Origin of the sequence: Amycolatopsis acidicola, assembly GCF_007713735.2 — a bacterium.
In the GTDB taxonomy this organism is placed as follows: Bacteria; Actinomycetota; Actinomycetes; order Mycobacteriales; family Pseudonocardiaceae; genus Amycolatopsis_E; species Amycolatopsis_E acidicola.
Genome location: NZ_VMNW02000004.1, coordinates 167962 through 193049, shown reverse-complemented (window position 1 = coordinate 193049; position 25088 = coordinate 167962). Strand labels below are relative to the sequence as shown.

General features: G+C 69.2%; 24 protein-coding genes and 1 tRNA gene. 9 read left to right on the top strand and 16 right to left on the bottom strand.

Annotated features, from left to right (window positions below; translation table 11 throughout):
- Entirely contained in the window at positions 1–888 is an 888-nt protein-coding gene (locus tag FPZ12_RS05100) for a PfkB family carbohydrate kinase (protein WP_144750382.1), read from the bottom strand.
- Between the two features lie 150 nt (positions 889–1038).
- Positions 1039–1206: a hypothetical protein gene (locus tag FPZ12_RS45465; RefSeq protein ID WP_166462577.1), complete on the bottom strand. Its 168-nt coding sequence runs from the start codon at positions 1204–1206 to the stop codon at positions 1039–1041.
- A gap of 169 nt (positions 1207–1375) precedes the next feature.
- Between FPZ12_RS45465 and FPZ12_RS05095 the strand changes: the two genes are divergently transcribed.
- The 3 genes from FPZ12_RS05095 to dctA are packed head-to-tail and all read left to right on the top strand — an operon-like array spanning position 1376 to position 4453.
- Positions 1376–2233, top strand: a complete 858-nt coding sequence (locus FPZ12_RS05095) for an amidohydrolase family protein (RefSeq protein WP_144750380.1) — start codon at positions 1376–1378, stop codon at positions 2231–2233.
- Positions 2217–3116, top strand: coding sequence for a hypothetical protein (locus FPZ12_RS05090; protein ID WP_208025744.1), 900 nt, complete (start codon positions 2217–2219; stop codon positions 3114–3116). The genes FPZ12_RS05095 and FPZ12_RS05090 overlap by 17 nt, the downstream gene beginning before the upstream one ends.
- 32 nt (positions 3117–3148) lie before the next feature.
- Positions 3149–4453: a C4-dicarboxylate transporter DctA gene (dctA, locus tag FPZ12_RS05085; RefSeq protein WP_144750378.1), complete on the top strand. Its 1305-nt coding sequence runs from the start codon at positions 3149–3151 to the stop codon at positions 4451–4453.
- A gap of 281 nt (positions 4454–4734) precedes the next feature.
- Here dctA and alc read toward each other — a convergent pair whose 3' ends face one another.
- The 8 genes from alc to FPZ12_RS05045 all read right to left on the bottom strand — a co-directional run bounded on the left by alc (position 4735) and on the right by FPZ12_RS05045 (position 12263).
- Positions 4735–5760, bottom strand: a complete 1026-nt coding sequence (gene alc, locus FPZ12_RS05080; RefSeq protein WP_144750376.1) for an allantoicase — start codon at positions 5758–5760, stop codon at positions 4735–4737.
- The gene (allB, locus tag FPZ12_RS05075; protein WP_144750374.1) at positions 5753–7057 is read right to left on the bottom strand and encodes an allantoinase AllB; all 1305 of its coding nucleotides are present in this window, start codon (positions 7055–7057) and stop codon (positions 5753–5755) included. The genes alc and allB overlap by 8 nt, the downstream gene beginning before the upstream one ends.
- A gap of 33 nt (positions 7058–7090) precedes the next feature.
- Positions 7091–8503, bottom strand: coding sequence for an MFS transporter (locus tag FPZ12_RS05070; RefSeq protein WP_208025743.1), 1413 nt, complete (start codon positions 8501–8503; stop codon positions 7091–7093).
- Between the two features lie 232 nt (positions 8504–8735).
- A complete protein-coding gene (locus tag FPZ12_RS05065) occupies positions 8736–8939 on the bottom strand; it encodes a hypothetical protein (RefSeq protein ID WP_144750372.1) in 204 nt (67 codons plus the stop codon).
- 17 nt (positions 8940–8956) lie between these two features.
- Positions 8957–9595 (bottom strand): GntR family transcriptional regulator, encoded by a 639-nt coding sequence (locus tag FPZ12_RS05060; protein ID WP_166462576.1) that lies wholly within the window; start codon positions 9593–9595, stop codon positions 8957–8959.
- A gap of 30 nt (positions 9596–9625) precedes the next feature.
- A complete protein-coding gene (locus FPZ12_RS05055; RefSeq protein WP_144750368.1) occupies positions 9626–10636 on the bottom strand; it encodes an ornithine cyclodeaminase family protein in 1011 nt (336 codons plus the stop codon).
- The gene (locus FPZ12_RS05050) at positions 10627–11565 is read right to left on the bottom strand and encodes an ABC transporter substrate-binding protein (RefSeq protein WP_144750366.1); all 939 of its coding nucleotides are present in this window, start codon (positions 11563–11565) and stop codon (positions 10627–10629) included. Before FPZ12_RS05050 ends, FPZ12_RS05055 begins: the two co-directional genes overlap by 10 nt.
- Complete coding sequence (locus FPZ12_RS05045; protein WP_144750364.1) at positions 11562–12263, bottom strand: GntR family transcriptional regulator; 702 nt, start codon at positions 12261–12263, stop codon at positions 11562–11564. The genes FPZ12_RS05050 and FPZ12_RS05045 overlap by 4 nt, the downstream gene beginning before the upstream one ends.
- 212 nt (positions 12264–12475) lie before the next feature.
- Between FPZ12_RS05045 and FPZ12_RS05040 the strand changes: the two genes are divergently transcribed.
- Entirely contained in the window at positions 12476–13933 is a 1458-nt protein-coding gene (locus FPZ12_RS05040; RefSeq protein ID WP_208025742.1) for an MFS transporter, read from the top strand.
- A 14-nt stretch (positions 13934–13947) separates the two neighbouring features.
- Positions 13948–14721 (top strand): aspartate/glutamate racemase family protein, encoded by a 774-nt coding sequence (locus tag FPZ12_RS05035; RefSeq protein ID WP_144750360.1) that lies wholly within the window; start codon positions 13948–13950, stop codon positions 14719–14721.
- Positions 14722–14745: 24 nt separating this feature from the next.
- On the opposite strand, the gene shbA is transcribed toward FPZ12_RS05035, so the two are convergent.
- Together shbA and FPZ12_RS05025 are read right to left on the bottom strand one after the other, a co-directional pair.
- Positions 14746–15585, bottom strand: coding sequence for an RNA polymerase sigma factor ShbA (gene shbA, locus FPZ12_RS05030; protein ID WP_243769675.1), 840 nt, complete (start codon positions 15583–15585; stop codon positions 14746–14748).
- Complete coding sequence (locus tag FPZ12_RS05025; protein ID WP_144750358.1) at positions 15578–16462, bottom strand: RNA polymerase sigma factor; 885 nt, start codon at positions 16460–16462, stop codon at positions 15578–15580. Before FPZ12_RS05025 ends, shbA begins: the two co-directional genes overlap by 8 nt.
- 180 nt (positions 16463–16642) lie before the next feature.
- Between FPZ12_RS05025 and FPZ12_RS05020 the strand changes: the two genes are divergently transcribed.
- Entirely contained in the window at positions 16643–16858 is a 216-nt protein-coding gene (locus tag FPZ12_RS05020) for a hypothetical protein (protein WP_144750356.1), read from the top strand.
- Between the two features lie 39 nt (positions 16859–16897).
- Here the strand turns inward: FPZ12_RS05020 and FPZ12_RS05015 are convergent.
- The 3 genes from FPZ12_RS05015 to FPZ12_RS05005 all read right to left on the bottom strand — a co-directional run bounded on the left by FPZ12_RS05015 (position 16898) and on the right by FPZ12_RS05005 (position 17970).
- Positions 16898–16969 (bottom strand) — tRNA-Val (locus FPZ12_RS05015).
- A 43-nt stretch (positions 16970–17012) separates the two neighbouring features.
- Positions 17013–17477: a peroxiredoxin gene (locus FPZ12_RS05010; protein WP_144750354.1), complete on the bottom strand. Its 465-nt coding sequence runs from the start codon at positions 17475–17477 to the stop codon at positions 17013–17015.
- A 61-nt stretch (positions 17478–17538) separates the two neighbouring features.
- On the bottom strand, positions 17539–17970 hold the full coding sequence (locus FPZ12_RS05005) for a DUF3052 domain-containing protein (RefSeq protein WP_144750352.1): 432 nt from the start codon (positions 17968–17970) through the stop codon (positions 17539–17541).
- 376 nt (positions 17971–18346) lie between these two features.
- Here FPZ12_RS05005 and aceE point away from each other — a divergent pair, with 376 nt between their 5' ends.
- From aceE to FPZ12_RS04990, 3 genes are all read left to right on the top strand, one after another.
- Positions 18347–21154, top strand: a complete 2808-nt coding sequence (aceE, locus tag FPZ12_RS05000; protein WP_144750350.1) for a pyruvate dehydrogenase (acetyl-transferring), homodimeric type — start codon at positions 18347–18349, stop codon at positions 21152–21154.
- A 64-nt stretch (positions 21155–21218) separates the two neighbouring features.
- Entirely contained in the window at positions 21219–22430 is a 1212-nt protein-coding gene (locus FPZ12_RS04995; protein ID WP_144750348.1) for an alpha-hydroxy acid oxidase, read from the top strand.
- A gap of 122 nt (positions 22431–22552) precedes the next feature.
- Positions 22553–24166, top strand: coding sequence for an L-lactate permease (locus FPZ12_RS04990; protein WP_144750346.1), 1614 nt, complete (start codon positions 22553–22555; stop codon positions 24164–24166).
- On the opposite strand, the gene FPZ12_RS04985 is transcribed toward FPZ12_RS04990, so the two are convergent.
- Positions 24147–24779 carry a nicotinamide mononucleotide transporter family protein gene (locus tag FPZ12_RS04985; protein WP_144750344.1) on the bottom strand — a complete coding sequence of 211 codons (633 nt, stop codon included), beginning with the start codon at positions 24777–24779 and terminating at the stop codon, positions 24147–24149. The two genes, FPZ12_RS04990 and FPZ12_RS04985, sit on opposite strands and share 20 nt — an antisense overlap.
- Positions 24780–25088: the final 309 nt, after the last annotated feature.

Below are 25088 nucleotides of genomic sequence, written 5' to 3'. Positions count from 1 at the left end.
TCAGCGCCGCGCGGCGAGGAAGGCGTCGACCTCCGCCGCCGCGGGCGCGGCGCCGCGGTGGGTGAGCGTGAGTGCGGCGACCGCGTTCGCCCTCGCCACCGCACGCTCCGGCGGCTCGCCCGCGGCCAGCGCGGCGGCGAACGCGCCCACGTGCACGTCGCCGCTGCGGCCCGTCGACTTGACCGGATAGCCCGGGATCCACCGCACTTCGCCGTCCTTCGCGAGCACGCAGCCGTCCGCGCCCATCCGCACGACCACCCCGCCGGTGCGGCCCGCGAGTGCCGGCGCGGGCTCGGCCTCGCCGGTGAGCAGGATGCCCTCGTACTCGTTGCAGGTCCACCAGTCGGCGCGCGCCAGCACCGGGGCGAGCACGTCCTCGGGGATCTCCGCGACGAGCGGCCCGGGGTCCACGATCACCGGCACGTCCACAGTGGACAGCCACTCGGCGATCGCCGGCCCGTTACGCGGCTGGACGAGGCAGAAGCCGGAGATGTACACGACGTCGTCGGGCCTGAGCCGCAACCGGGCCAGCTCGGCGCTGCCCAGCTCCCCCTCCGCGCCGACGGAGGTGGCGAAGGTGCGCTCACCGTCGCTCTCGACCATCACGACGGTGAATCCCGTGTCCTGCTTCGGAAGGCGGGGCTGCAAGAGTTCGGCGCCCGCCTGCGCCAGCGCCTCGCGGGCGAGGTCCGCCATCGGGCCGGTGCCGTGCATGCCCGCGTAGGCCGCCGGAAGCCCTTGGCGCACCGCGGTGCTGAGCACCGTGAGCCCGCCCCCGACGGCTATCCGGCTTTCGGTGGCCAGCACGTCGCAGCCCGGGCCAGGCAACTCCGGGAGGCGCAACAGGACGTCGACCACGACCTGCCCGACATGCACCAACCGGCTCATACCACCCATGCAAGCAGACTTCCGCCCGGTTGCGCCAACGGAGCATCGCTCGTTCAGCCCAGCCGCCACAGTGCGGAGAGGGTGGAAACGAGGTTTTCCTGGCGTTCGCGAAGGAGTTCGAGGGTCCACGCCTGCTCTTGCGCCGTGAAGTCAGCCGTCCAGGCGCTGTCCTGCCCGGGATTCTGGATGTGCTTGAGGAAGAAGCTGGTCCACCGTCCGCTTGATCGGGTCGCGCTGCTGGAAGATCCGGGATTCCAGCGAAGCGGCGAACGCCTCCGGCACCCGCTCACGCGGAACGTCCCCCAGTGGGTGCGTCACCCCAGAAACACCCCAAACACGACAAATGCCCATAATTTCGACGCCAAAATCGTGACGAGGATTTTCGCCAAAATTGTTAACGATCGTGTTAGCCTCGCTTCACCAAGATTCAGGACCACCCGGTCCATCGCCGGTGCGTTCCCCTGCCGCACCCGTCGCCTGGAGCCGCATGCACATCGTCGACACGCACACCCACGTCATCTCCCCCGACAGCGCCCGCTACCCGGCCGACCCGATCGGCGGGCGGCAGTCCGACTGGTCGCGGGAACGTCCCGTAGACGCGGACGGCCTGCTCCGCGCGCTGGACGACGCCGGCATCGCCAAGGCCGTCGTCGTTCAAGCGTCCACTGTGTACGGCCACGACAACCGCTACGTCGCGGACACCGTGGCCGCCCACCCGGACAGGTTCGTCGGCGTCTATTCGATCGACGCGCTGGCCGACAACGCGGTCGAGAAGATCCAGCGCTGGCAGTGCCACGGCCTCGCCGGTTTCCGGCTGTTCACCACCGGCACCACGATGCCCGGCCAGGCGGACTGCCTCGGCCACGAAAAGTCCTACCCGGCCTGGGCCTACGCGGAACAGCAGGGCATCCCGGTGTGCCTGCAGATGACCATGCAGGGCCTCCCCGCCCTGCGCCGGCTGCTGGAGAACTTCCCCGGCGCGCGCGTCCTGCTCGACCACTGCGCGCGACCGGATCTCACGGACGGCAAGCCCTTCCGCGCCGCGCAGGCGTTGTTCGACATGGCCGAATTCCCCGGCGTCCACCTGAAACTGACGAACCGGACGCTCGCCGCGGCGGCCACCGGCGAGTCCACGCCCGCCGACTTCCTAGAGCACCTGCTCAGCGTCTACGGCGCGGGCCGCGTCGCGTGGGGCTCGAACTTCCCCGCCGCGGAAGGAACTCTCACCGAGCTGCTGAAAACGGCGCAGGACGTGCTGGCCACCCTCCCGGAAGCGGACCAGCAGCTCGTCTTCGGTGGCACGGCGGAGAAGTTCTACCCCGCGGTCGGTGACCACCGTGGCTGACCAGCGCGTACTCCGCACCGTTCTCGGCGACTATCCGCACACGAAACCGTTGCAACAGGGGGAATTCACCAGCGACTCCGTGCGACTGGACTTCGCCGACGTGGCCCCGGTGCACAAGGCATTCGCCCCGATGGTGCGCGAGGAGGCGTACGACCTCTCCGAGCTCGCCATCGTCACCGCGTTGCAGGCGATCGCTTACGACCGCCCGGTGGTGCTCCTGCCCGTCGTGGTCGCGGCCCGTTTCCAGCGCGGCTGCCTGGTCGCCCCGTCGGCGAAACCGTTGCCACAGCCGCAAGAACTCGCGCGTAAACGGATCGGCGTGCGGGCTTTCACCCAGACCACCGGCATGTGGGTGCGCGCCCACCTCGCCGAGGACTTCGGCCTTGGCGCGGACCAGTTGCGCTGGATCACGCGGGACGGCGCGCACGTGGCCGAGTACGAGGACCCGCCGTACGTGGACCGCTCGATCGGCGACGCGAGCCTGACCGATCTACTGCGCGAAGGCAGCATCGACGCCGCGATCTTCGGCAACGACCTGCCCGAGGGCGGCGAGTTCGTGCCGGTGGTCCCCGATGCCGCCGAGCGCGACCGGAAATGGTGGCAGCACAACGGGTTCGTGCCGATCAACCACATGGTCGCGGCCGGCCGCTCGGCTTGCCGGCGCGACCCGGGCGCGATCCGCGAGGCGTACGCCTTGCTGCGACGCGCGGACGAATCGGTGCCACGCAAGGACGGCGTGCCGCATCCCACGCTGTTCGGCTTCGAAAACCTGCGCCACCCCTTGGAACTCATCATCGCCACCTGCCTCGAGCAGGGCCTCCTCCCGCGCGAACTCAGCGTGGACGAGGTGTTCGCGCCGGCAAGGGAACTGCTCGGCCACTGAGTTACGCCGTTTCGACGAAGAAACCGGAGACCATGAGCGAGACCACTGTCACCGGCGCGCCCGAAAGCGCGCCGAAGAAGAAAAAAGCCTTCTACAAGGACCTCACTTTCCAGGTTTTCGCCGGCATGGTCGTCGGTGTCCTGGTCGGCACCTTCGCCCCCGCGGTCGGCCACCACGTCGACTTCCTCGGCGACATCTTCATCCATCTCATCCAGATGGTCGTCGGCCTGATCATCTTCTGCACGGTCACGCACGGCATCACCAGCGTGCGCGACCTCGGCAAGGTGGGCCGCATCGCGGTACGGGCGCTGGTGTACTTCGAGGTGATCACCACCCTCGCGCTGGTCATCGGCCTGGTCGTGGTGAACGTGCTCAAACCGGGCGCCGGGATGCACGTGGACCCGTCGACCCTGCACGCGAGCGCTTCGCAGACCGCGCCCGCCAAGTCGGAGGGTTTCGACGACTTCCTGGTGAGCCTGGTGCCGACGTCGGCCGTGCAGGCTTTCGCCGAGGGCGAGATCCTGCAGGTGCTGTTGTTCTCGGTGCTGTTCGCCTGCGGGCTCGCGTCCTTGGGCGAGAAAGCGCAACCCGTACTGAACCTCGTCGAGAACACGCAGCAGGCGCTGTTCTGGATCATCCGCAAGGTGATGCGCGTGGCGCCGTTCGCCGCGTTCGGCTCGATTTCCTACACCGTCGCGAAGTACGGGCTCGGCACGCTCGTGCCGCTCGGCAAGCTGATCGGCGTTTTCTACCTGATCGTCGTGTTGTTCTTCGTGCTCGTGCTGTGGCCGGTGTCGAAATACGCCGGGTTCAGCCTGCTCAAGCTGATGCGGTATTTCCGCGCCGAACTGGTGCTGGTGCTGGGCACGAGCTCGTCGGAAAGCGTTTTCCCACAGCTGACGGAGAAACTCAAGCGGCTGGGCGTGGACGAGCCGGTCGTGGGTCTCGTCCTGCCCACGGCGTACAGCTTCAACCACGACGGCACCTGCCTTTACTTCGCTGCCGTAAGTGTTTTCCTCGCGCAGGCGACCGGCACCGACCTCGGCTGGCAGGCGCAGCTGGGCCTGCTGCTGGTGCTGTTGCTGACCTCGAAGGGCGGGGCCGGCGTCTCGGGTTCCGCGATCGCCGTGCTGGCGCTGACCCTGACCGCGACGCACACCATCCCGGTCAGCAGCATCGCGCTCGTGCTCGGTATCCACTTCGCCCTGTCCGCGGCTTTCGTGTTCACCAACATCGCCGGCAACTGCGTGGCCACCCTGGTGGTCGGAAAGTGGGAAAAGGCCATCGACCGGGTGAAACTCCAGACCGAATTGGATGCGGGCTACCAAATGGCGTAACGCGGCGCCGCTCTCGTACGACATGCCCCAAGTTCGGCATCGACGAGAGAGGCAGACGACATGTGCGCGTGCGCGAACACCGGACAGCCGAAGTGCGTGTGGTGCAAGGGTTCCGAGGGTATGGGCAAACCGCCAGCGGAGCCGGGCCGCCGCCCCTGAGCCGGCACCTCGCTCAGCGGGCGAGCGGTCCACTCCCGCAGGCATCCTGACGGTTTTCCTGCCGGCACCAGTGATTCCGGGCTGATGCCGCGGCAAAACCGTGCCGGTGCACGACAAAGAGCTCAGTCGAAAAACCCGGCAGGATCGACGGTGGCTGCCACCTCCGGGGGCAGCGCCTCCAGCCACCGCCGGGCGATTTCGTCCTGCGCGTCTTCGGGGACGGTGCCGTAGATCCGCAGCCGGGACAGGCCGCCGTCCGGGTGGATGTCGAGCCGGACCGACGTGGTCGCGGTCTCGGCGTGGACGCGGAAGTGGTGTTCGGTGTCCGGCAGCAACCTGGTGCGGGGCAACAAACTCTGTCCATCCACAGTGGATAGAGTCACCGCACCTGGCGCGTTGCCGATGAACCGGCCCGTGTCGATCACCGCGTGGTGCGGGATTCCCGGCACACCAAGGCGGACGACGAGCCAGTCGTTACCGTCGTCGCGCCGCCTTGCCGTCTCCCAGCCGTCGCTCATCACTTCCGCGCGGCCGGGCAGCAGCACGTTCGCGGGCGCGGCATAGAACATGTTGCTGCAGTCCGTGATGACGCCGCCGTGCAGCACCGAACTCAGGTCCACTCGGCCACCGAGCCGCCGCGGATCGGGGACCACCTCGCCGAACACCCGGAACCGGGCGACGCCGCCATCCGGGTGGATGGTCAGCCGCACGTGCGTGACAAGCCCACCGGGGACGGCCGCCGCGATGTTGGCCGTGTCGCCAGCGAGTTCCGTCTTGGCCACGAGCGGGCGCCACTCCGACGCCAGCACCTCGTCGACAGCCGGATAGCCGAGCAGGCAGGCGCCCTCGACCGAGGCGTGCGGCGGGTAGTTGCCGCGGAAGTGGGCGGTGTCGATGTTCACCGTACGGACGATCGCGGGCGCGGCCAGACGCACGACGACGAAATCGGTGCCGTCGCCGCGCCGCCGTCGGGTTTCCCAGCCGTCGTAGAGCTTGCCGCGCGGGCCGAACGCGGCCGGGTCATGGGCGGCGGGCCGGGGGTTGATCAGGTTTTCGGCCGCGGCGAAGAACTCGTCGTTGGCGTACACCACTGACGCGCCGAGTGCTCGGCCCGCCAGGTCCGGCAGCCGGTGATCGTGCTCAACCACGGAGGCTCACCAACCGCCCCGCGCGAACGCCGTCCTCGACAGGCTCCCCGGCCAGCCACGTCCGCCGCACGACACCGCGCAGCTTTCGACCCTGGTACGGGGTGACCGGGTTGCGGTGCCGCAACCGCAGCTGATCGACGACGAACCACTCGTCGGGCGCGAACGCGCACAGATCCGCCCTGAGCCCGGGCGCGAGCGCGCCGCGATCGGTGAACCCGGCGAGCGCGGCCGGCGCGGTGCTCATCCACCGCGCCAGCTCACTCAGGCCGAAGCCCCGGTCCGCGGCGGCGGTCCAGGTGACCGGCAGGCTGAGCTGCACCGACGCGATCCCGCCCCACGCCGCACCGAAATCGCCCGAGTCGAGGCGTTTTTCCTCGACAGGACAAGGAGAATGGTCGGAGACGACGCAATCCAGCGTGCCGTCGCGCAACCCTTCCCACAGCGCGTCGCGATTGGTTTCGTCCCGGATGGGGGGACAGCACTTGAACTCCGTCGCCCCGTCCGGCACATCTTCGGCGCACAACGTGAGGTAGTGCGGGCAGGTCTCGGCGGTCACCGGCAGCCCGTCGGCCTTCGCGGCGGCGAGCAACGGCAGTACGGCGGCGCCGGCCACGTGAACGATGTGGGTCCGGCATCCGGTACGGCGTGCCGCCTCCACCAGCGTGGCGACGGCACGCACCTCGGCGGCCTGTGGCCGGGACAACGCGAAATCCGCATACGCGCGGCCATGCGGCGCGGGGGCGATCGTCGCGGGATCCTCGGCGTGGACGATGAGCACGCCGCCGAATACCGCGATCTCGGTCATGGCCTCCTCCAGCTGCACGGCGTCCAGGGGCGGAAATTCCTCGACACCGGAGGGCAACAGGAAGCATTTGAACCCGGCCACCCCGGCCTCATGCAGGGCCCGCAACGCCGCGCGGTTACCAGGGACGGCGCCGCCCCAGAACGCCACATCCACGGCGAGCTGACCCCGCGCGGCAGCTTGTTTCGCTTGCAGCGCAGGCACATCGACGGTCGGCGGGATGCTGTTCAGCGGCATGTCGACGATCGTGGTCACCCCTCCGGCGGCGGCCGCGGCCGTCGCCGTGGCGAACCCCTCCCAATGCGTGCGCCCGGGCTCGTTGACGTGCACATGCGAGTCGACCAGACCGGGCAGCAGCACCTCGTCCCCCGCGACCTCCACGTCGGCCGGACCACCGTGGTACGGGGCGATTTCGGCGATCAGGCCGTCCCGCACCACGACCACGCCTGGTCGTTCGCCTTCGGGCGTGAGCACTCGTCTTGCCCGGATTCGCATGCCGTTCTCCTGTCCATTGTGGAATATGCCGGGTCAGGCCGGCGTGTTCTCGTTGATCTGTTCGAGCGTCCGCTGCCTGGTCTCCGGCGCGAACCGGGACGCGAGGACGAGCAGCGCGTACATCACCGCGACCATGCCGAACACCCCGGCGAACCCGAACGCGCCGAACAACGCGACGGCGGCGAACGGCATCACCGCGCCCGCGATGTTCCCGATGCCGTTGACGATCGAGGTGCCGGTGCCCCGGATCGACGTCGGGTACAGCTCGGGCGACCACACGGCGAGAGTGGTGTTGGTGATCATGGTGAAGAACTGGAACAGGGCACCGAGCAGGAGGATGAGCACGGTGCTGTTCCCGAACCCGGCGAACGCGGCCGCGGTGACGCAGCCCAGCACGCCCGCGCCACCCACCGACGCGCGGCGGCCGACACGGCCCGCCAGCCCGGCCGCGGCACACGCCCCGAGCAGCGAACCGATGTTCATGATCATCGTGAACAGCAGACTGTCCGAAATGGAGTAGCCGCGCTCGACGAGCAGGGTCGGCATCAGGAAGTTGAGTGTGACCTGCGCGCCGAAAGCCATCCAGGACGCGGCGCCGAGCGCGAGGGTGCGGGGCAGCACAGCGCGGGCGAACACCGCGGCGGGCGAGGACTTCAGCTGCCGGGGCGGGATGTCGGCGGCGGTGAGCGGCCCCTCCGGCGCGGGCCCGGCCGGGCGCCGCAGCGAGTCCGAGGTGAGGATCGCGAGCGATCGGTTGGCTTCGGTGACGCGCCCCTTGGAGAGCAGGAACCGAGGCGTCTCCGGAAGACGGCGGCGATAGAGGACGACGAGCAGCGCGGGCGCGGCCAGGAACAGGAAAGTCCAGCGCCAGACCAGGTGATCGCCGCCGAGCCCGGACGCGAACGGCCCCAGCAGCAGGAAGAACAGCCCGTAGGACAGGAAGTTCCCGACCCCGCCGGAGCCGATGTTGAGGACGGCGACCAGCGTGCCGCGGCGCCGGGTCGCGACCATCTCCGACAGCATCGCGATGCCGATGGTGAACTCGCCGCCGAGGCCGATGCCGACCAGGAAACGGCTCGCGAGCAGCATTTCGTAGTTCACCGCGGCCGCGCTGATCAGGCCGCCGAGCGTGTACAGGAGCAGGTTGAACGACAACGAGGCCCGGCGCCCGTAGCGGTCGGCGAGCCAGCCGCCGGCGAGCCTGCCGACGAGGCCGCCGATCACGGTGGCCGTGTTGATCACGGTCAGGTCGGTGTCGGTGATGCCCAGCGTCAGTTTGATGGTGGCGCCCATCGAGCCGACGGAGTTCTGTTCCAGGGTGTCGAAGAACATCCCGGCGAGGATCAGCATGAGCACCCAGAACTGGGCGCGGCTGAACCCGGCCCGGTCGAGGGTACTGGCGACGGCGCCGGAAGCCGGGCGCTCGGGGGCGTGATGAGAGGTCATGGGACTGCGCTCCACGTCGGCGAAACCCTCGCGGCGACTCCGGGAGGGACGGTGCGGACAGGCGACGAACAGTCATTTTGTATACAAGAATTGTTGCCCCGGCGTGTCACGTCGTTTCTCTCACGTGAACTACGGCGCGAATGCGATCTTTTGTATACGAGCTAGGTCTCGTGGCCCTGTCCGGTTCACGTTGCCGTGTTTGCCCGCGCGGTCGGCGAGTTTGCCCGCTGCGTCACTGATTTTGCTGGTCCGGTCGCTGAGTTTGCCCACGGCGGCAGCGGTTGGCCAACTCGGCGACACCGTTGGCCAACTCGGCGACACCGTTGGCCAACTCGGCGACACCGTTGGCCAACTCGGCGACGCCCCGGGCCAACTCGGCGACGCCAGGGGCCAACTCGGCGCCCTGGCGGGCAAACAACATCAAGCCTTCGTGCACACCGACATCACGGAGCCCTACGTGCCGGAGGGGGCGGCGTGGCGACGGTAGATCCGCTCGTCCTTGCGGATGTGCTCGTCCATCAGATACCCGGCCTGTACCGGTGAGCCGCCGAGGATGGCCGTCGCGATCGCCGCGTGATCGGCCCAGGACGTGTCGATGCGGTCCTCGAGCTCGAGTTCGAAACCCCAGGCGATCCGGCGGAGCAGGCCGTCGAGCATGCGGATCAGTTCGGTGTTGCCCGACGCCCGCGCGACGACCTGGTGGAACTCCAGGATCAGCGGGGGCAGCTCCTCGACGGCCCCGGCATCGCCCGCCCGGCGGCCCTGCTCGACGATCGCCCGGAGGTCGTCGGCCCGCTCGCCGCCGCGCGCCTCGGCGGCGAGGGTCGCGGCGAGCACCTCGAGGCCCCGCCGCACCTGCATCAGCTCGACGACCTCCCGCTGGGAGCGCGTCGAAACGGTGGCGCCCTTGTACTTCTCGGTCTGGATGAAGCCTTCGCTTTCCAGCTGCAGCAACGCTTCCCGGATCGGGACGCGCGAGACGCCGAACCGCGCCGCGATCGCCTCTTCCTTCAGCCGGGTACCCGCGGGAATCGTGCCCTCGATGATTTCGGCACGCAGCGCTGTCAGCACCGAGAGCGATTTGGCGACCACACCCCCCAGCATATGGCCGCCGGTGCCGGATCAGCCGGTACGCACCGGTTGCCGCGCGGAGAGGTCGACCGGTGTGCCCAGCCCGTGGGCCCGCGTGGTGTCGAGGACGAGGCGCGCGGTGGCCATGTCCTGGATCGGCAGGCCGACGGAGTTGAAGAGCGTGATCCCGGTGGCGGTGGCGCGGCCGGTTTTGGCGCCCCGCACCACATCCCCGAGTTCGGTGGTCAGGTCCTCGGCGCGGAGAGCACCGGCGGCGAGCGGGATCATGATGGCGCCGGACTCGTGCGTCGCGGTGTGCAGGCTGTCCAGCACCAGGCGCGACCGCGTCACGGCGTCGGTGTCGATCTCCCGATGATCGGGCCGTGGTGGCGCGCCGACCGCGTTGACGTGCAGTCCGTCGGGAAACCAGGCGCCACACACGATCGGAGTGCGCGACGGGGTCAGCGTGCAGACGATGTCCGCCGGACGGACCGCGTCCTGGGGTGTTTCGGCGACGTCGATGCGCAGTCCGGGCTCGGCCATTTCCTCGGCGAAGCGGGCAGCCGTGGCCTGCCGGCGGCTCCAGACGACGACCTGGTCGATCGGACGCACCCGGCGGATCGCGTCGAGATGGGCGCGCGCCTGGGCCCCCGCGCCGACGAGCCCGAGGACACGGCTGTCGGCCCTGGCGAGGTAGCGGGTCGCGACGGCGGAGGTGGCGGCCGTCCGCCGCCGGGTGATGGCTGCGCCGTCGAGGAACGCCTCGCACGTGCCGGTGGCCGGGTCGACGAGGACGATGCTCGACTGCTGCACGGGCCGGCCGGCCGAGGCGTTCGCGGGGACGTCCGCGAGCAGTTTCACCCCGGCGGTGTGCGCGAGAGCGGCGGTCATCGGGACCAGCACCGCGGTGGAACCGGGCACGGCGGCAGGGACCCTGGCTGGCTGGGCCGCGAGGCCCGCGGCGAGATCGGCGTGCGCCGCCTCGACGGCGTCGATCACCGCGTCCGGCGAGATCGTCGACAGCGCGGCGGTGATGTCGGCGTTGGTCAGGATCAGGACCACGTCGTGCTCCCGGCCAGCGCGGCGACGGCGGCCTCGGCCGGGCGGGGGTCGACGAGGACGTCGAACGGGACGGGGGCGTCGATGAGGTGTTCCTCGGCGAGCATGTCCTGCCATTCGTCGTAGGAGCCGCGGTCGATCCGGATGTCGGCCCACAACCCGGTGCCACGCAGGTCGTCCACGACGTCGACGAGCAGCCCGGTGTCGAGCCCGGGCCATTCCCGCCGCAGCAAGGCTTTCAGCTCCCGCGCGGGATTCGCGGCCAGCCACTGGGAAGCCCGCGCGAGGGCGCGGGAGAACGCCCACGGCAGCCGGTCCTCGTGGTCGAGGTGACCGGGCCCGGTGTAGTACACGCTGTTCGGCATCAACCCGAGCGAGTCGACGCGCAAGGCGATATGCCCGTGACCCGCGTGCTGCAGCACGGTGGCGTTCACGACATCGGTGATGAGCACGTCGCCAAGGCCGCCGAGGAAGAGTTCGGTGAGCGTGCCGCCGGAGAGGTCCCGGATGAACCGGACGTCCGCGGGATCGGCGCCGGCGCGACGCACCAGGCCGGCGGTGTGGATGTAGTACGCCGCGCTGCCGGCGCCTGGCGCGAGGACAGTCTTCCCGGCGAGGTCGGCCACGCCGAAGTCCGCAACCGGCTCCCGGGTCACGAAAGCCTTGGGGTTACGGGCATTCAGCGCCGCGAACGCCCGGTACTCGCGGCCACGCCCGTGGTACATCGCCGGCACCCAGATCCCGCCGAGCGCGATCTGCGCGCGGCCCGCGTCGAGGTCGTCGAGCACGACGGTCCAGGGTTCGGGCGCCCAGCGCCGGAAATCCAGTCCCTCGTCGGCGAAATAACCGTGTTCGGCCGCGACGTACTCGGGCAGGTAGTTGGGCCAGTGCGAGGTGGCGGTCACGGCGAGCTGCCGCAGCGGGCCGGTCATACGAGGTCCTCCGGTGTGGGTTCGGCGCCGGCGGGCAGAACCCCGGCCAGCGAGGCCAATGAGGGGCGGCGCCCACGTTCGACGTGGGTGAAAGCCAGTGAGGCGGCGAGGTCGGTGTCGCCGTCGCAGATCGCGTCGTACAGCTCGTGGTGCTCGCTGCACAGCACGTCGGGATCCCGGTCCGCGGTCAGCCGGAACAACCACCGCACCCTGGCGCTGATCGGCGCCATCATCGACTGGAGCAGCCTGCTCGCCGACAACCGCACGATCATTTCGTGGAAGGCCGAGTTCGCGGCGGCGATCTCGCTGCCCGACCCGCTGGTGGTCGCGAGCTCGGCGCGGGCGAGCGCCGGCCCCAGCGCGGCGACGGCCCGTTCTCGCGGCTGCCGGCTCGCCAGGCGCGCGGCCAGCACGTCCAGACTCGTCCGCACGTCGAACAGCTCGCCGATGTCGCGCAGGGTCAGCTGGGTGACCACGGCCCCGCGCCGGGGCAGCGTGGTGATCAGGCCCTCGGCTTCGAGCTGGGGCAACGCCTCCCGGATCGGGATGCGCGAAACCCCCAGCCGCTCGGACAGTTCCCGCTCCAGCAACCGGCTCCCCGGCGGGAGCTCCCCTTCGATGATCCCGTCGCGCAGGTACTCGTACACCTTGCGCGCCCGCGGCCGATCGTCGCTCTCGGGCACCCCAGAAGCTGTCATGGCATACAAGATACCCCAGAGCGGATCGATACCCCAGCGCGGCCGAGATCTCGGGCATCCGCACCCGACCCCGCGGAACCGCCATATACCTGGGAATTTACCTCACCGGAACGCAGTGCCCGACTCGCTTACGTCGTGTTAACGACTAACGCTGGCGATCAAAACAGGCCGATTGGTATACCAAATGCCTCGCCGTTTCCCGGAGGTCAGGCATGGACCACACCCAGCCAGCGAATGAGACAGTCACCGGCGCACCACCGTCCGAAGTGGACACCAGCGGCAGCGGGCTCGCCGCCGCGCTCGACCGCATCGGCTTCACCAAGGCCCACGCGGGCGTGGTGGCGCTGGTGCTCGCGGGCATGTTCTTCGACGCGCTCGAACAGGACGCCACCGGCGCCATCGGGGAAGGACTCAAGGCCAGTTTCGGGATGGACACCGGCGCGCTGGCCCTGCTCAACACCGTGACCACGATCGGCGGCCTCGTCGGGCGCCTGACCACCGGCTACCTCGCCGACCGCAGGGGCCGCCGCTTCGCGCTGAGCCTGAACCTGCTGCTCTACACCCTCGGCGGGATCCTGAGCGCGGTGGCGCCCAACCCGGAAATCCTGCACCTGAGCCGGTTCATCGTCGGAGTCGGGCTGGGCGGGGAGTTCACCGTGGGGCTCGCCCTGCTCTCGGAAATGGTCGCCACCCGTTTCCGCGGCAGGGTGGCCGCTTCGCTCAACATCGGATCCGGTGGCGTCGGGAACTTCGTCGCCTTCGGCCTGTTCCTTCTGGTGCTCGGGCCGCTCGGTGACGTGCTCGGCGGACCTTCGCTGAGCTGGCGCTGGCTGTTCGTCCTGCTGGCACTGCCCGCGCTGCTCGTCGTGGTCTTCCGCCGCTATCTCCCGGAATCGCCGCGGTTCCTGCTCGCGCAAGGCCGCGTCGACGAAGCGAACGCCGCCCTCACTGTCCTGGCGTCTGGCAGCCTTCGCCGCCGCCCGGCCGGGTCCACGCCTTATCTGTCCACAAAGGACATTCCGGCTACCGCGGGGGAACGTGTCCCTCTGCGCGAACTGGCCACCCCGGCCTCGCTGCGCCGCACCACGGCCATCGGCCTCGCGTCCTGGATGTCCTTCGGCGCACAGGTCACCCTGCTCGTGCTGATGCCGTCGATCCTCGTCGCGCAGGGCTACAGCGTCACCAGCAGCCTGGCGTACACGATGGTCATGAACGTCGGCAGCCTGCTCGGCGCCTGCGCTTCCGCGTTCCTCGCCGGACGGGCCCCACGCAAGACCGTCGTTCTCCCGGCCGCCGTCCTCGGCTGCGCCGCCGCCGTCGCGTTCGCGCTGTTTGCCCACGGCGTCGCGCTGATCCTGATTCTCGGCGCCGTGTTCCAGTTCTTCGCGCTCCTGCTCAACACCACCCTTGCCGCGTGGTCTCCGGAGCTCTACCCGACTCGCGTGCGCGCACTCGGCACGTCGGTCGTCAACGGCATCGGGAACGTCTCCGGTGCTGTCATGCCACTGCTGGCCGTCGCCCTCTTCGCCGCGGGCGGCATCGCCGGTGTCTTCGTGATGCTCGCGGCGATGTACGTCGTGCTGGGCGTGTCGGCGGTCTGCGCTCCCGAGACCCACAACCGCTCGCTCGAAGACCTCAACCCGGAGCGTGTTCCGGCGCTCGCCGCGTGAGAAGGGGCTGGAGAATGCGCTTTCTCGTCGTCAACTGCAATACCTCGCGCGAGATCACCAGGGTGATCGAAGCGAATGCGATGGCCGCCGCGCGCGAGGGAACCGAGATCGTGGCGATCGAACCCGCGTGGGGCCCCGAATCCGCCGAGGGCTTCTACGAAAGCTTCGTCACCGCCGCCGCCGTGCTCGACACGGTGCTCACCTATGACGGCCCGTTCGACGCGGTGGTCATGGCCGGGTACGGGGAACACGGGCGGGAAGGTATGCGGCAGGTGCTCGAAGTGCCGGTGGTCGACATCACCGAGGCGTCGGCGCAGTTCGCGTGCCTGGTGTCGCACCGGTTCGGTGTCGCGACCACCGCGCCGGCCGCGACGGCCGGTATCGAAGACAGCCTGCGCGGCGCCGGCCTGTGGTCGCGCTGCGCCGGCGTCCTCGCCACGCGGGTACCGGTCCTCGGGATCCACCAGGACAACGAACTCACCCTCGACGCACTCGTCGAAACGGGCCGCGCGTTACTCGACCTCGGGGCGGATTCGGTCGTACTCGGCTGCGCCGGCTTCGCGGGTCTGGACCGGCGCTTGGAGGACGTGCTCGGGGTGCCGGTGCTCGACGGCGTCGCCTGCGCCGTCGCGGCCGCGGAAGGCTTGGTAGGCCTCGGAAAGACCACCAGCAAACATGGCCCCTTCCGGCCGCCCGACCCGGCCAAGACGTGGACCCACTGGCCACGCGCCCTGGCCGGGAAGAACGTTGGCGCCCGAACAATGGCGACGGATCGAAGTTCTCCGTGACCCTGTGGTCCCGGTCCGCGTGGGTCACGTCGCGTTGCGCCGCCGAGCATGACGGTGATCGATGATGCCGCCATCGCGCGTGATCATGTTCCGGAGTTTCGACAGCGCGCGGTGTTGCGTGACCCTGACGTTGCCGGCGGAGATGTTCAGCGCTTCGGCCGTCTCGTTCGCGCTCAGGCCGACGAGCAGCCGCAGTGTCAGGATTTCTTGGTGCAGGGGCGGCAGTCGCGCGAGCAGCTCGGACAGTCGGTTACCGAGGTCCCCGTCGAGAAAGTGGCGCTCGGGTTCGTGGTGGTCGGAACCCGGTGCCCGGTCGGGTAGTTCGGCGACGGGCTCGGCGCGGTCTCGCGCGACAAGCCGGTAGGCGTCGGCGACCTTGTTCGACGCGATGGCGTGCACGAGGTACAGAAAGGATCCACCGCGGTCTTGGTAGTTCGGCAGCGCGTGGAGCACGGCGAGGCAGACCTCCTGGGCGACATCGTCGGCAGCCAGGTACGACAGATCCCGGCCGCCGAGCCGCGCACGGCAGTACCGCACCGCCACGGGCGTGATCATGGAGATCAGCCGGGCGACGGCGGCCGGGTCCCCGGTCGCCGCGTCCGCTACAAGTGGATCGAGTTCCTCTTTGGTGAGCCGGAAGACGGGCCAACGCGGAAACGTTTGCGGCGCGGTGGATTCCGGCGCCGTATGACGAGCGGCGGGTATCGCGGGCGCGACGGCGTCGACCCGTTCCACCAATGCGGCGGCCGATTCGCGGGGTGTGCGCCGGCGCAGTTCGCTGGCTCCGCGAGTGCCGAACGTGGAGGCGTTGACCATCCTGTTCATGTGCTCGGTCCCGGCGGTCGCCTTGCCGTGTTCAGCCATGGCCCCTCCCATCGGATTCCTTGCGTGAACGTCCGCGTTTGCGTTGCCTCGTGAGCACGCCGCGGACCGAGTCCGGTGTCGTGCCAAGGATTTCGGCGATCTCGTTGTGGCTGTACCCCTGGGCTTGCAGCTGTACCGCGGACCGGGTCACGGGATCGAGTGGCCGCAGTGCCTCGGCAACCTCGAAGTCGCTCAGGACCCGGGCTTCGGGGGTCACGGGGCTGTGCCCGCCTCGCTGGGCCAGTTCCACGATTTTGTCCCCGTCCGTCAGGGGGAAGCGGCCTTGGTGGGTAAGCCATGGCCGGTAAGCGTTGGCGAAGCAGTAGATGCAGCGGCCGATGAAGAAGGTCTTCAGGCTCGCGTTGCGGGTCGGGTCCCATTTCCCGGCGATCAGGGCGTGGTCGCGGAACTTGATGATGGCGTCGAGGACAGTGGTGTTGGTCAGGTCTTCCCAGTCCTGCTCGGTCCAATGCAGGGGGCGTTCGAGCCTGATCCCGCGCTGCGCGCAGTTGGCCCGGATGTACCCGCTGCGCATCCACCCGTAGAGCACCGCCAGTCCGTAGGCCGCGAGCTCCTCTGCGAAGGTTTTCCAGGCCGGCCCGGCGAATCCTTCGGCCTCCAGGGTGTCCCGCAACTGGATGTCATGGTCACGCCGGTCCAGCCCCATCTCGGTCCACAGCACGTCCGCGTCGACGTTGGGCACTCTGTCGTGGTCGTCGTCCGCTTCGTCGATATCGTCCCGCCGCCCGGTTTTAGCGGCGTTACCAGGCGATTCGGTCCACGTGAGTGCCCCTCGCCGGCTTTCGCCGACTGCGGATGCTCCGTGACGGATCATCGGCCCGATACCTTCCGCTGAGTTGGGGACCTGCTGTGCCATGAGCGCAGCGATAATCCCTGCTAGTGCGCCCGGGTCGCGAAGCGCACGCGCCAACCCCAAGTTTCCCAGTGATTTTTTCGGACGCGGTGGCCCGTGCGGTTCCGCCGACAACTCGCGTACCAGACATCGTCACCATCACCGCGCCCCACCCGGGGCGCCTGGGGAGAAAGCAAAGTGCCGATGATCGAGACAGTGGTCGTCACCGTCACGGGCGCCTGGGGGTTCCGTTTCCGCGTCACCTGGATCACCCTGCGGTTCCTGACGAAGGTGTACGACAGCGGCGGCCCCGGCCACGTCCAGAAGGTCAGCGCGGCACTCGCCGCGTCAGGGCTCGTCGCCGCCCGTAAGCACGACTGCCGCCGGCCGACTCGACCAGGACGCGGCTCGACCGGATAACACGGCTACCGGCCTGTTCGCACAGGCCAAAGAAATAAGTGGGCGCAGCAGGGTTCGAACCTGCGACCCCTTGCTTGTAAGGCAAGTGCTCTTCCGCTGAGCTATGCGCCCCGGGCCGGTGGTGCCGCGGACGGCACCACCGGCGGGAAGAAAATCAGGCGGGCAGCTCCGACACGGCCTTCTTCCACGAGGACTGGTCACGAGCCTCACCGGGCTGGTTGACCTCGGCGTAGCGGACCACGCCGTCCTTGTCGATCAGGAAGGTGCCACGAACCGCGAGCCCGGCGTCTTCGTTGAACACGCCGTACTTCTTCGCGACCTCACCGTGCGGCCAGAAGTCCGACAGCAGCGGGAACTGGTACCCCTGCTGCTCGGCCCACGCCTTGAGGGAGAACGGCGTGTCCACCGAAACCCCGAGGACCTGCACTCCCTGTCCGTCGTACTCCGCGAACTCATCGCGCAGCTGGCAGAGCTCGCCGGTGCAGATCCCGCTGAATGCGAACGGGTAGAACACCAGCAGCACCGGCTTGTCGCCCCGGAAGGACGACAGCGTGACCTGCTGCTTGTTGAAGTCGTTGAGCGTGAAGTCAGGGGCCTGGGAACCGACCTCGACCGCCATAGCTTGGCACCTCTCCCACGTCGCGCGTTACGTCTGCAAGCCAACCTTAGCGTGCGGCCGTTCAGCGCTTGGATTTCGTCGACTTGGGGGAGACCAGCTTGGTACCCGCCCAGTTCGCCCCGACGCTCGCGTTCGACGTCTGTGCGAGTCCGACGGTGGGCACGGCCTCGGCGATCTCGCTCGGCTCGACGTGCCCTGGCTGCCCGGTCTTCGGGGTCAGCACCCAGATCACGCCGCTCTCGTCGAGCGGGGCGCGCGCGTCCATGATCGCGTCGACCAGGTCACCATCGCCCTCCCGCCACCACAGCAGCACGACGTCGATGACCTCGTCGGCGTCCTCGTCGAGGAGATCGCCGCCGATATGTTCCTCGATCGCCGCGCGGAGGTCGTCGTCGACGTCCTCGTCCCAGCCGATCTCCTGAACCACCATGTCCGGCTTGATCCCAAGCCTCTCGGCGACGCTGCCCTTGTCAGCGTCTCCAGCGGCGACCACTGCTTTCACTCCTCCAACTAAAACGGGTGACCGGCGGGTCCGGTCACTCGGATACACGGATGGGGCTAGCGAACACGCCCGCGGGCCGCGGCGCAACCGTCCACACCGGATCTCTGCCAAGTCGTTTCGCAAGGGTAGGAGGCTACGTGCCCCTTCCGCGACCCGGTTCGCCACGGTCACGGCGACGCTGCCTTAAGGTGGATGATGCCTCGCGCGCGCGTGCGCGTCTGCAGGAGGCGGATTCCCCCTGTGAGGTGGGCAGACGTTACCGCCGAGTAGCGATGACGCGGGCCCGGAAAGAGACGACGATGTCAGGCAGAGCACGTGCCGTGGAGCGCGTGCCCGGCTAGGCGAAAACAACCGGCGAGGAGATCCCTTGGCCCCCCAGAACGACCAGGCCGCGAGCGGTGCCGGCAGCCCGCAGGCGCCGGCGCGGGTGCGCGTGATCCGTGACGGATTGGCGGCGCACCTGCCCGACATCGACCCGGAGGAGACCGCCGAATGGCTGGACTCCTTCGACGAGGCGCTGGCCCGCGGCGGAAAGCAGCGCGCCCGCTACCTGATGTTGCGGATCCTGGAACGTGCCCGTGAGCGCAACATCGGCGTACCGCCGCTGACCGCCACGGACTTCGTGAACACCATCCCCACCGAGAACGAGCCGTGGTTCCCCGGCGACGAGGAACTGGAGCGCCGCTACCGCGCCTACATCCGCTGGAACGCGGCGATCATGGTGCACCGCGCGCAGCGGCCGGGCGTTGGCGTCGGCGGCCACATCTCCACCTACGCCTCCTCGGCGGCGCTGTACGAAGTCGGCTTCAACCACTTCTTCCGCGGCAAGGACCACTCCGGCGGCGGTGACCAGGTCTTCTTCCAGGGCCACGCCTCCCCCGGTATGTACGCGCGCGCGTTCCTCGAGGGCAGGCTGAGCGAGCAGCAGCTCGACGGCTTCCGCCAGGAATACAGCCACGCGGGCGCCGGCGGCGGCCTGCCGTCGTATCCGCACCCGCGGCTGATGCCGGAGTTCTGGGAGAACCCCACGGTCTCGATGGGGCTCGGCCCGATGAACGCCATCTACCAGGCGCGGTTCAACCGCTACCTGCGTGACCGCGGCATCAAGGACACCAACGACCAGCACGTCTGGGCGTTCCTCGGCGACGGCGAGATGGACGAGGCCGAGTCCCGCGGGCTGATCCACGTGGCGGCCGGTGAGGGTCTCGACAACCTGACCTTCGTCATCAACTGCAACCTGCAGCGCCTCGACGGGCCGGTCCGCGGCAACGGCAAGATCATCCAGGAGCTCGAGGCGTACTTCCGCGGCGCGGGCTGGAACGTGATCAAGGTCATCTGGGGCCGCGAGTGGGACGCGCTGCTGCACGCCGACCGCGACGGCGCGCTCGTCAACCTGATGAACGTCACCCCGGACGGCGACTACCAGACCTACAAGGCCAACGACGGCGCCTTCGTCCGCGAGCACTTCTTCGGCCGTGACCCGCGCACGAAGGAGCTGGTCAAGGACCTCACCGACGCCGACATCTGGAACCTCAAGCGCGGTGGCCACGACTACCGCAAGGTGTACGCGGCGTACAAGGCGGCGATGGAACACCACGGCCAGCCGACCGTGATCCTCGCCCACACCATCAAGGGCTACGGCCTCGGCCCGGCGTTCGAGGGCCGCAACGCCACGCACCAGATGAAGAAGCTCACGCTCGACGACCTGAAGCTCTTCCGCGATTCGCAGCGCATCCCGATCAGCGACGCGCAGCTGGAGGAGAACCCGAAGCTGCCGCCGTACTACCACCCAGGGCAGAGCTCGCCCGAGATCGAGTACATGGTCGGCCGGCGGCGCGCGCTGGGCGGGTTCCTGCCGGAACGCCGCGCGGGCCGGGCCAAGCCGCTGGTGCTGCCGGGCGACAAGGTTTACGAGGCGGTCCGGAAGGGCTCGGGCAAGCAGGAGGTCGCCACCACGATGGCCTTCGTCCGGCTGATCCGGGAGCTCGCCAAGGACAAGGAGATCGGCGCGCGGATCGTGCCGATCATCCCGGACGAGGCGCGCACCTTCGGCCTCGACTCGATGTTCCCGACGGCCAAGATCTACAACCCGCACGGGCAGAGCTACACCTCGGTCGACGCCAACCTGATGCTGGCGTACAAGGAGTCCGAACAGGGCCAGCTGCTGCACGAGGGCATCAACGAGGCCGGTTCCACGGCGTCGTTCACGGCTGTGGGCACGTCGTACGCCACGCACGGCGAGCCGATGATCCCGATCTACATCTTCTATTCGATGTTCGGTTTCCAGCGCACCGGCGACGGCCTGTATGCGGCGGCGGACCAGATGGCGCGCGGGTTCGTGCTGGGCGCCACCGCGGGCCGCACCACGCTGACCGGTGAGGGCCTGCAGCACGCGGACGGGCATTCGCTGCTGCTGGCGGCGACGAACCCGGCCGTGGTGGCGTACGACCCGGCGTGGTCGTTCGAGATCGCGCACATCGTCAAGGAAGGGCTGCGCCGCATGTACGGCGAAGGCGGCCCGGACGGCAACGGCGAGAACATCTTCTACTACGTCACGATCTACAACGAGCCGTACCAGCAGCCCGCCGAGCCGGACAACGTCGACGTGGCCGGGCTGCTCAAGGGCCTGTACCGGTACGCCGAGGCACCGGGCGGCGGTGGCCCGGAGGCGCAGATCCTCGTCTCGGGCGTCACGATGCCGGACGCGCTGAAGGCGCAGAAGCTCTTGGCCGAGGAGTGGGGCGTACGCGCCGCTGTCTGGTCGGCCACGTCGTGGGGCGAGCTGCGCCGCGAGGCCGTCGAGGTCGACCGGGAGAACCTGCTCAACCCCGAGGCCGACCCGCGCGTCCCGTACGTCACGCAGGCGCTGCAGGGCCAGGCCGGCCCGGTCGTGGCGGTGTCGGACTGGATGCGCGCGGTGCCGGACATGATCCGCCCGTGGGTGCCCGCCGACATGGTCACCCTCGGCACGGACGGGTTCGGTTTCTCCGACACGCGCCCGGCCGCGCGGCGGCACTTCCTGGTGGACGCCGAGTCGATCACGGTGGCGACGCTGACGGCGCTGGCCCGCCGCGGCGAGGTCGAGCAGTCGAAGGTCGTGGAGGCGACGAAGAAGTACCGCATCCACGACGTGTCGGCCGCGGGCCCGCAGCTGTCGGACTCCGGCAACGCCTGACCTGCCGACGGGTGCCCCGGCGGCGTGATTGCCGCCGGGGCGTCCCGTCAGGCAGGGTGAAGCGATGACGAAGCGGCGGGTCCCGAAACCGAGTGAGCTGAAGCAGATCCTGCGGCCGAAGCCGGTGCGGTTGAACCCGACCGAACGCAGACTCGGCAACGCGCACACGATTCCGGACCTGCGCGCCGCGGCCCGCCGGCGCACGCCGAAGGCCGTATTCGACTACACCGATGGCGCGGCGGAGCTGGAGGACAGCCTGCGCCGGGCTCGGCAGGCGTTCCGCAGCGTCGAATTCCACCCCAACGTCCTGCGCGGGGTGGCCGACGTCGACACGAGCGTGACGGTGCTCGGCAAGCGCGCGGAGCTGCCGTTCGCTTTCGCGCCAACGGGTTTCACGCGGATGATGCACCACGAGGGTGAGCTCGCCGTGGCCCGCGTGGCGCAGCGGGAGAACATCCCGTACGCCCTTTCGACCATGGGCACCACGTCGATCGAGGCGGTGGCCAAGGCCGCGCCCGACGCCCGGAAATGGTTCCAGCTCTACGTGTGGCGCGATCACGCCGCGGGCCAGGAATTGATGCGACGGGCGTGGGAATCGGGCTACGACACGTTGCTGCTGACCGTGGACACCCCGGTCGGCGGCGCGCGGATGCGGGACGTGCGCAACGGGCTGACCATCCCGCCGACGCTGACCCTGCGCACTTTCCTCGACGGGGCAACGCATCCGTCGTGGTGGCTGAACCTGCTCACCACCGAGCCGCTGAGCTTCGCCTCACTCGATTCGTGGGGCGGCACGGTCCAGGAGCTGATCAACAAGCTGTTCGACCCGACGCTGAGCTACGGGGATCTCGACTGGGTGCGCGAGAGCTGGCCGGGAAAGCTTGTGGTGAAAGGGATCCAGAACGCCGAGGATGCCCGCGACGTCGTGAAGCACGGTGCCGACGCGGTCATCCTGTCCAATCACGGCGGCCGCCAGCTCGATCGCGCGCCGACGCCGCTGGAGCTGCTCCGGCCCACGCTCGACGCCGTCGACGGCTCCGCCGAGGTCTGGCTCGACACCGGCATTCTCTCGGGAGGCGACATCGTCGCGGCGCTCGCGCAGGGTGCCACCACCTGCCTCATCGGCCGCGCTTACCTGTACGGCCTGATGGCGGGCGGTGAGCGCGGCGTGCAGCGGTGCGTGGACATCCTCCGCACGGAGATCATCCGCACCATGCAACTGCTCGGCGTGCGCACGATTTCCGCGTTGCGGCCGAGTCACGCGACACTGCGCTGAACGGGTTCTCCGCGCCGACGTATCAACCATCGGAACGCCGTCCTTGACGGAGCCCCGGCGGATGTTGATGATCTCTCCAACCGCCCGGAAAACGACTTCCGCATGGTGGAAACGAGGTCGGCATGTTCGTACAGGAACTCGCCCCGCTGGCCGGCTCGCTCGGCCTCTCCGCCCTGGTCGCGGTGCTCCCGCTCGCCGTCGTGCTGGTGCTGCTCGGCGTCGTCCGGATGCGGGCACACCACGCCGCGCTGATCGGGCTGCTGGTGGCGCTCGTCATCGCGGTCGCGGTCTACGGGATGCCCGTGGGGCAGGCGATCTCCAGCGGCCTGCAGGGCGCGGCGTTCGGGCTCTTCCCGATCATGTGGATCGTCGTCAACGCGCTGTGGATCTACCGGATCACGGTGCGCACCGGGCATTTCGACGTGCTGCGCCGCTCGTTCGGCCGGGTCTCGGACGATCCGCGCATCCAGGGCCTGCTGATCGCGTTCTGTTTCGGCGCGCTGATGGAGGCGCTGGCGGGCTTCGGCGCGCCGGTCGCGATCAGCTCGGTGATGCTGGTGGCGCTCGGGTTCACGCCCGTACGCGCCGCGGTGCTGGCGCTGGTCGCGAACACCGCGCCGGTCGCGTTCGGCGCGATGGGCACGCCGGTGGTCACGCTCGCGCAGGTCACCGGCATCCCGCTGGACACGGTCTCGTCCATCGTCGGCCGCCAGACCCCGCTGCTCGCGCTGTTCGTGCCACTGCTGCTGGTGATCATCATCGACGGCAAACGCGGGCTGCGGGAGACCTGGGTGCCCGCGCTGGTGTGCGGGATCGCCTTCGGTGCCGTGCAGTTCGCCGCCTCGAACTTCGTCTCCGCCCAGCTCGCCGACATCGGTGCCGCGCTGGCCGGCGCTGCCGCGCTCGTCGTGCTGCCCGCCGCCAGGAAACCGGCGCGCGAAGAGGTGCGGGCCGCCGTGCTCACCGGCACGGCGACGGAAACGCTCGACCGGCCGGAGGACCGCGGCGAGGTCTTCCGCGCGTACCTGCCGTACCTGCTGATCATCGTCATCTTTTCGATCGGCCAGATCGGCCCGGTCAAGAAGCTGCTCGACTCGGTCACCTGGAAGTTCCACTGGGCCGGGCTGCACGTGGCCGCGCCGAGCGGAAAACCGGTGTCCGGCAACACCTTCTCGCTGCCGTTCCTCAACACCGGCGGCACACTCGTGCTCATCGCCGGGATCCTCACGGTGCTCGCGCTGCGGGTGACCGCGCGCGACTCCGTCGCCGAATACGGCGCGACGATCAAGGAACTGCGGTTCGCGATCCTCACGGTGACCGGCGTGCTCGCGCTCGCCTACGTGATGAACCTCTCCGGGCAGACCACGACGATCGGCTATTTCATCGCGGGCGCTGGCGCCGGACTCGCCTTCCTCTCCCCGGTGCTCGGCTGGTTCGGTGTCGCGGTCTCGGGCTCGGACACGTCGGCCAACGCATTGTTCGGCGCGCTGCAAGTGACCGCGGCACACCAGGCCGGACTGTCCGCGGAGCTGCTCGCTTCGGCGAACAGCTCCGGCGGCGTGCTCGGCAAGATGATCTCCCCGCAGAACCTGTCCATCGCGTGCGCTGCCGCGATGCTGCCCGGTGAGGAGGGCACGCTGTTGCGCCGGGTGCTCCCGTGGAGCGTGGGGCTGCTGCTGGTGATGTGCCTGATCGTCGTCGGCCAGAGCACGGTGCTCAGCTGGATGCTGCCGTGACCTTCCCCCGCACCTGCCGGGCCGAACGGTTCCAGCTCCACCAGCCCTGGATCACCAGCGCGGCGAACACCACGTAGATCGCGGCCGAGAAGTACAAGCCGGAAGCGATCTGCAACGGCACCCCCACCGCGTCCACCACCAGCCACACCAACCAGAACTCCACCAGCCCGAGCCCCTGCGCGGCGAACGCGACCAGCGTCCCGACGAAGATCGCCGCATCCGGCCAAGGCGCCCACGACGCGCCCAGCGCGTCGAGCACCAGCGCCATCACGACGGTGCCCACGACGAAAGCGCCACCCATCAGCAGCCGCTCCGAAACCCGGCCACGGCGCACCACCACGCCGTACACCGGATCCTTCCGCCTCGTCCACGCCCACCAGCCATAGACCGAGATCAGCAGAATCGCGACCTGCCGCGACGCCAACCCGCCCAAATGAGCGGACGCGTAAACACTGAACAACAACACCGTGGCCCCGACCTGAACCGGCCAAGTCCACAAAGTGCGCCGCTGGGCAAGGAAAACCACGGCGAGCGCGCACACCTGACCCACCAGTTCCGCGATCGAGATCCACTGTCCGAAAACGGTCACCCCGTGCTGCAGCAAGAAGTCCACACCGCCGACAACCCACGAAAACCGCCCCGGATTCCCCACCGTCGGTAATCCCACTACACGATCGGGCGAGACAACTGGCGTCCGCCCACCACCGCGGTCCATAGTGGACCTACCGGTGGGGACCGGGGAGATGAGGCCGCCCGGCACTGCGTGAACCGCAGAGCCGGGCGGCCTCGCATATGCCCTGTTCGCGCTTCGCGCTCCCTCGGGCGAGGCCGTTGTCTTGTTGGGGGGCCGAGCCCCCCAAACCCCCCGCGGTGCGTGCTCCGCACCTCCCAGCGCCAGTCCGGTAGGGGCCGACCAGCCCTG

Excerpts from the sequence above, each read along its gene's own strand:
- FPZ12_RS05045 (WP_144750364.1), bottom strand. The coding sequence starts at position 12,263 with ATGACAGCTTCTGGGGTGCCCGAGAGCGACGATCGGCCGCGGGCGCGC.
- FPZ12_RS05035 (WP_144750360.1), top strand. The coding sequence starts at position 13,948 with ATGCGCTTTCTCGTCGTCAACTGCAATACCTCGCGCGAGATCACCAGG.
- FPZ12_RS05095 (WP_144750380.1), top strand. The coding sequence starts at position 1,376 with ATGCACATCGTCGACACGCACACCCACGTCATCTCCCCCGACAGCGCC.
- shbA (WP_243769675.1), bottom strand. The coding sequence starts at position 15,585 with ATGGCTGAACACGGCAAGGCGACCGCCGGGACCGAGCACATGAACAGG.
- FPZ12_RS05010 (WP_144750354.1), bottom strand. The coding sequence starts at position 17,477 with ATGGCGGTCGAGGTCGGTTCCCAGGCCCCTGACTTCACGCTCAACGAC.
- FPZ12_RS04990 (WP_144750346.1), top strand. The coding sequence starts at position 22,553 with ATGTTCGTACAGGAACTCGCCCCGCTGGCCGGCTCGCTCGGCCTCTCC.
- allB (WP_144750374.1), bottom strand. The coding sequence starts at position 7,057 with ATGCGAATCCGGGCAAGACGAGTGCTCACGCCCGAAGGCGAACGACCA.
- FPZ12_RS04995 (WP_144750348.1), top strand. The coding sequence starts at position 21,219 with ATGACGAAGCGGCGGGTCCCGAAACCGAGTGAGCTGAAGCAGATCCTG.
- dctA (WP_144750378.1), top strand. The coding sequence starts at position 3,149 with ATGAGCGAGACCACTGTCACCGGCGCGCCCGAAAGCGCGCCGAAGAAG.
- FPZ12_RS05020 (WP_144750356.1), top strand. The coding sequence starts at position 16,643 with ATGATCGAGACAGTGGTCGTCACCGTCACGGGCGCCTGGGGGTTCCGT.
- FPZ12_RS05050 (WP_144750366.1), bottom strand. The coding sequence starts at position 11,565 with ATGACCGGCCCGCTGCGGCAGCTCGCCGTGACCGCCACCTCGCACTGG.
- FPZ12_RS05100 (WP_144750382.1), bottom strand. The coding sequence starts at position 888 with ATGAGCCGGTTGGTGCATGTCGGGCAGGTCGTGGTCGACGTCCTGTTG.
- FPZ12_RS05025 (WP_144750358.1), bottom strand. The coding sequence starts at position 16,462 with ATGGCACAGCAGGTCCCCAACTCAGCGGAAGGTATCGGGCCGATGATC.
- FPZ12_RS05040 (WP_208025742.1), top strand. The coding sequence starts at position 12,476 with ATGGACCACACCCAGCCAGCGAATGAGACAGTCACCGGCGCACCACCG.
- FPZ12_RS05070 (WP_208025743.1), bottom strand. The coding sequence starts at position 8,503 with ATGACCTCTCATCACGCCCCCGAGCGCCCGGCTTCCGGCGCCGTCGCC.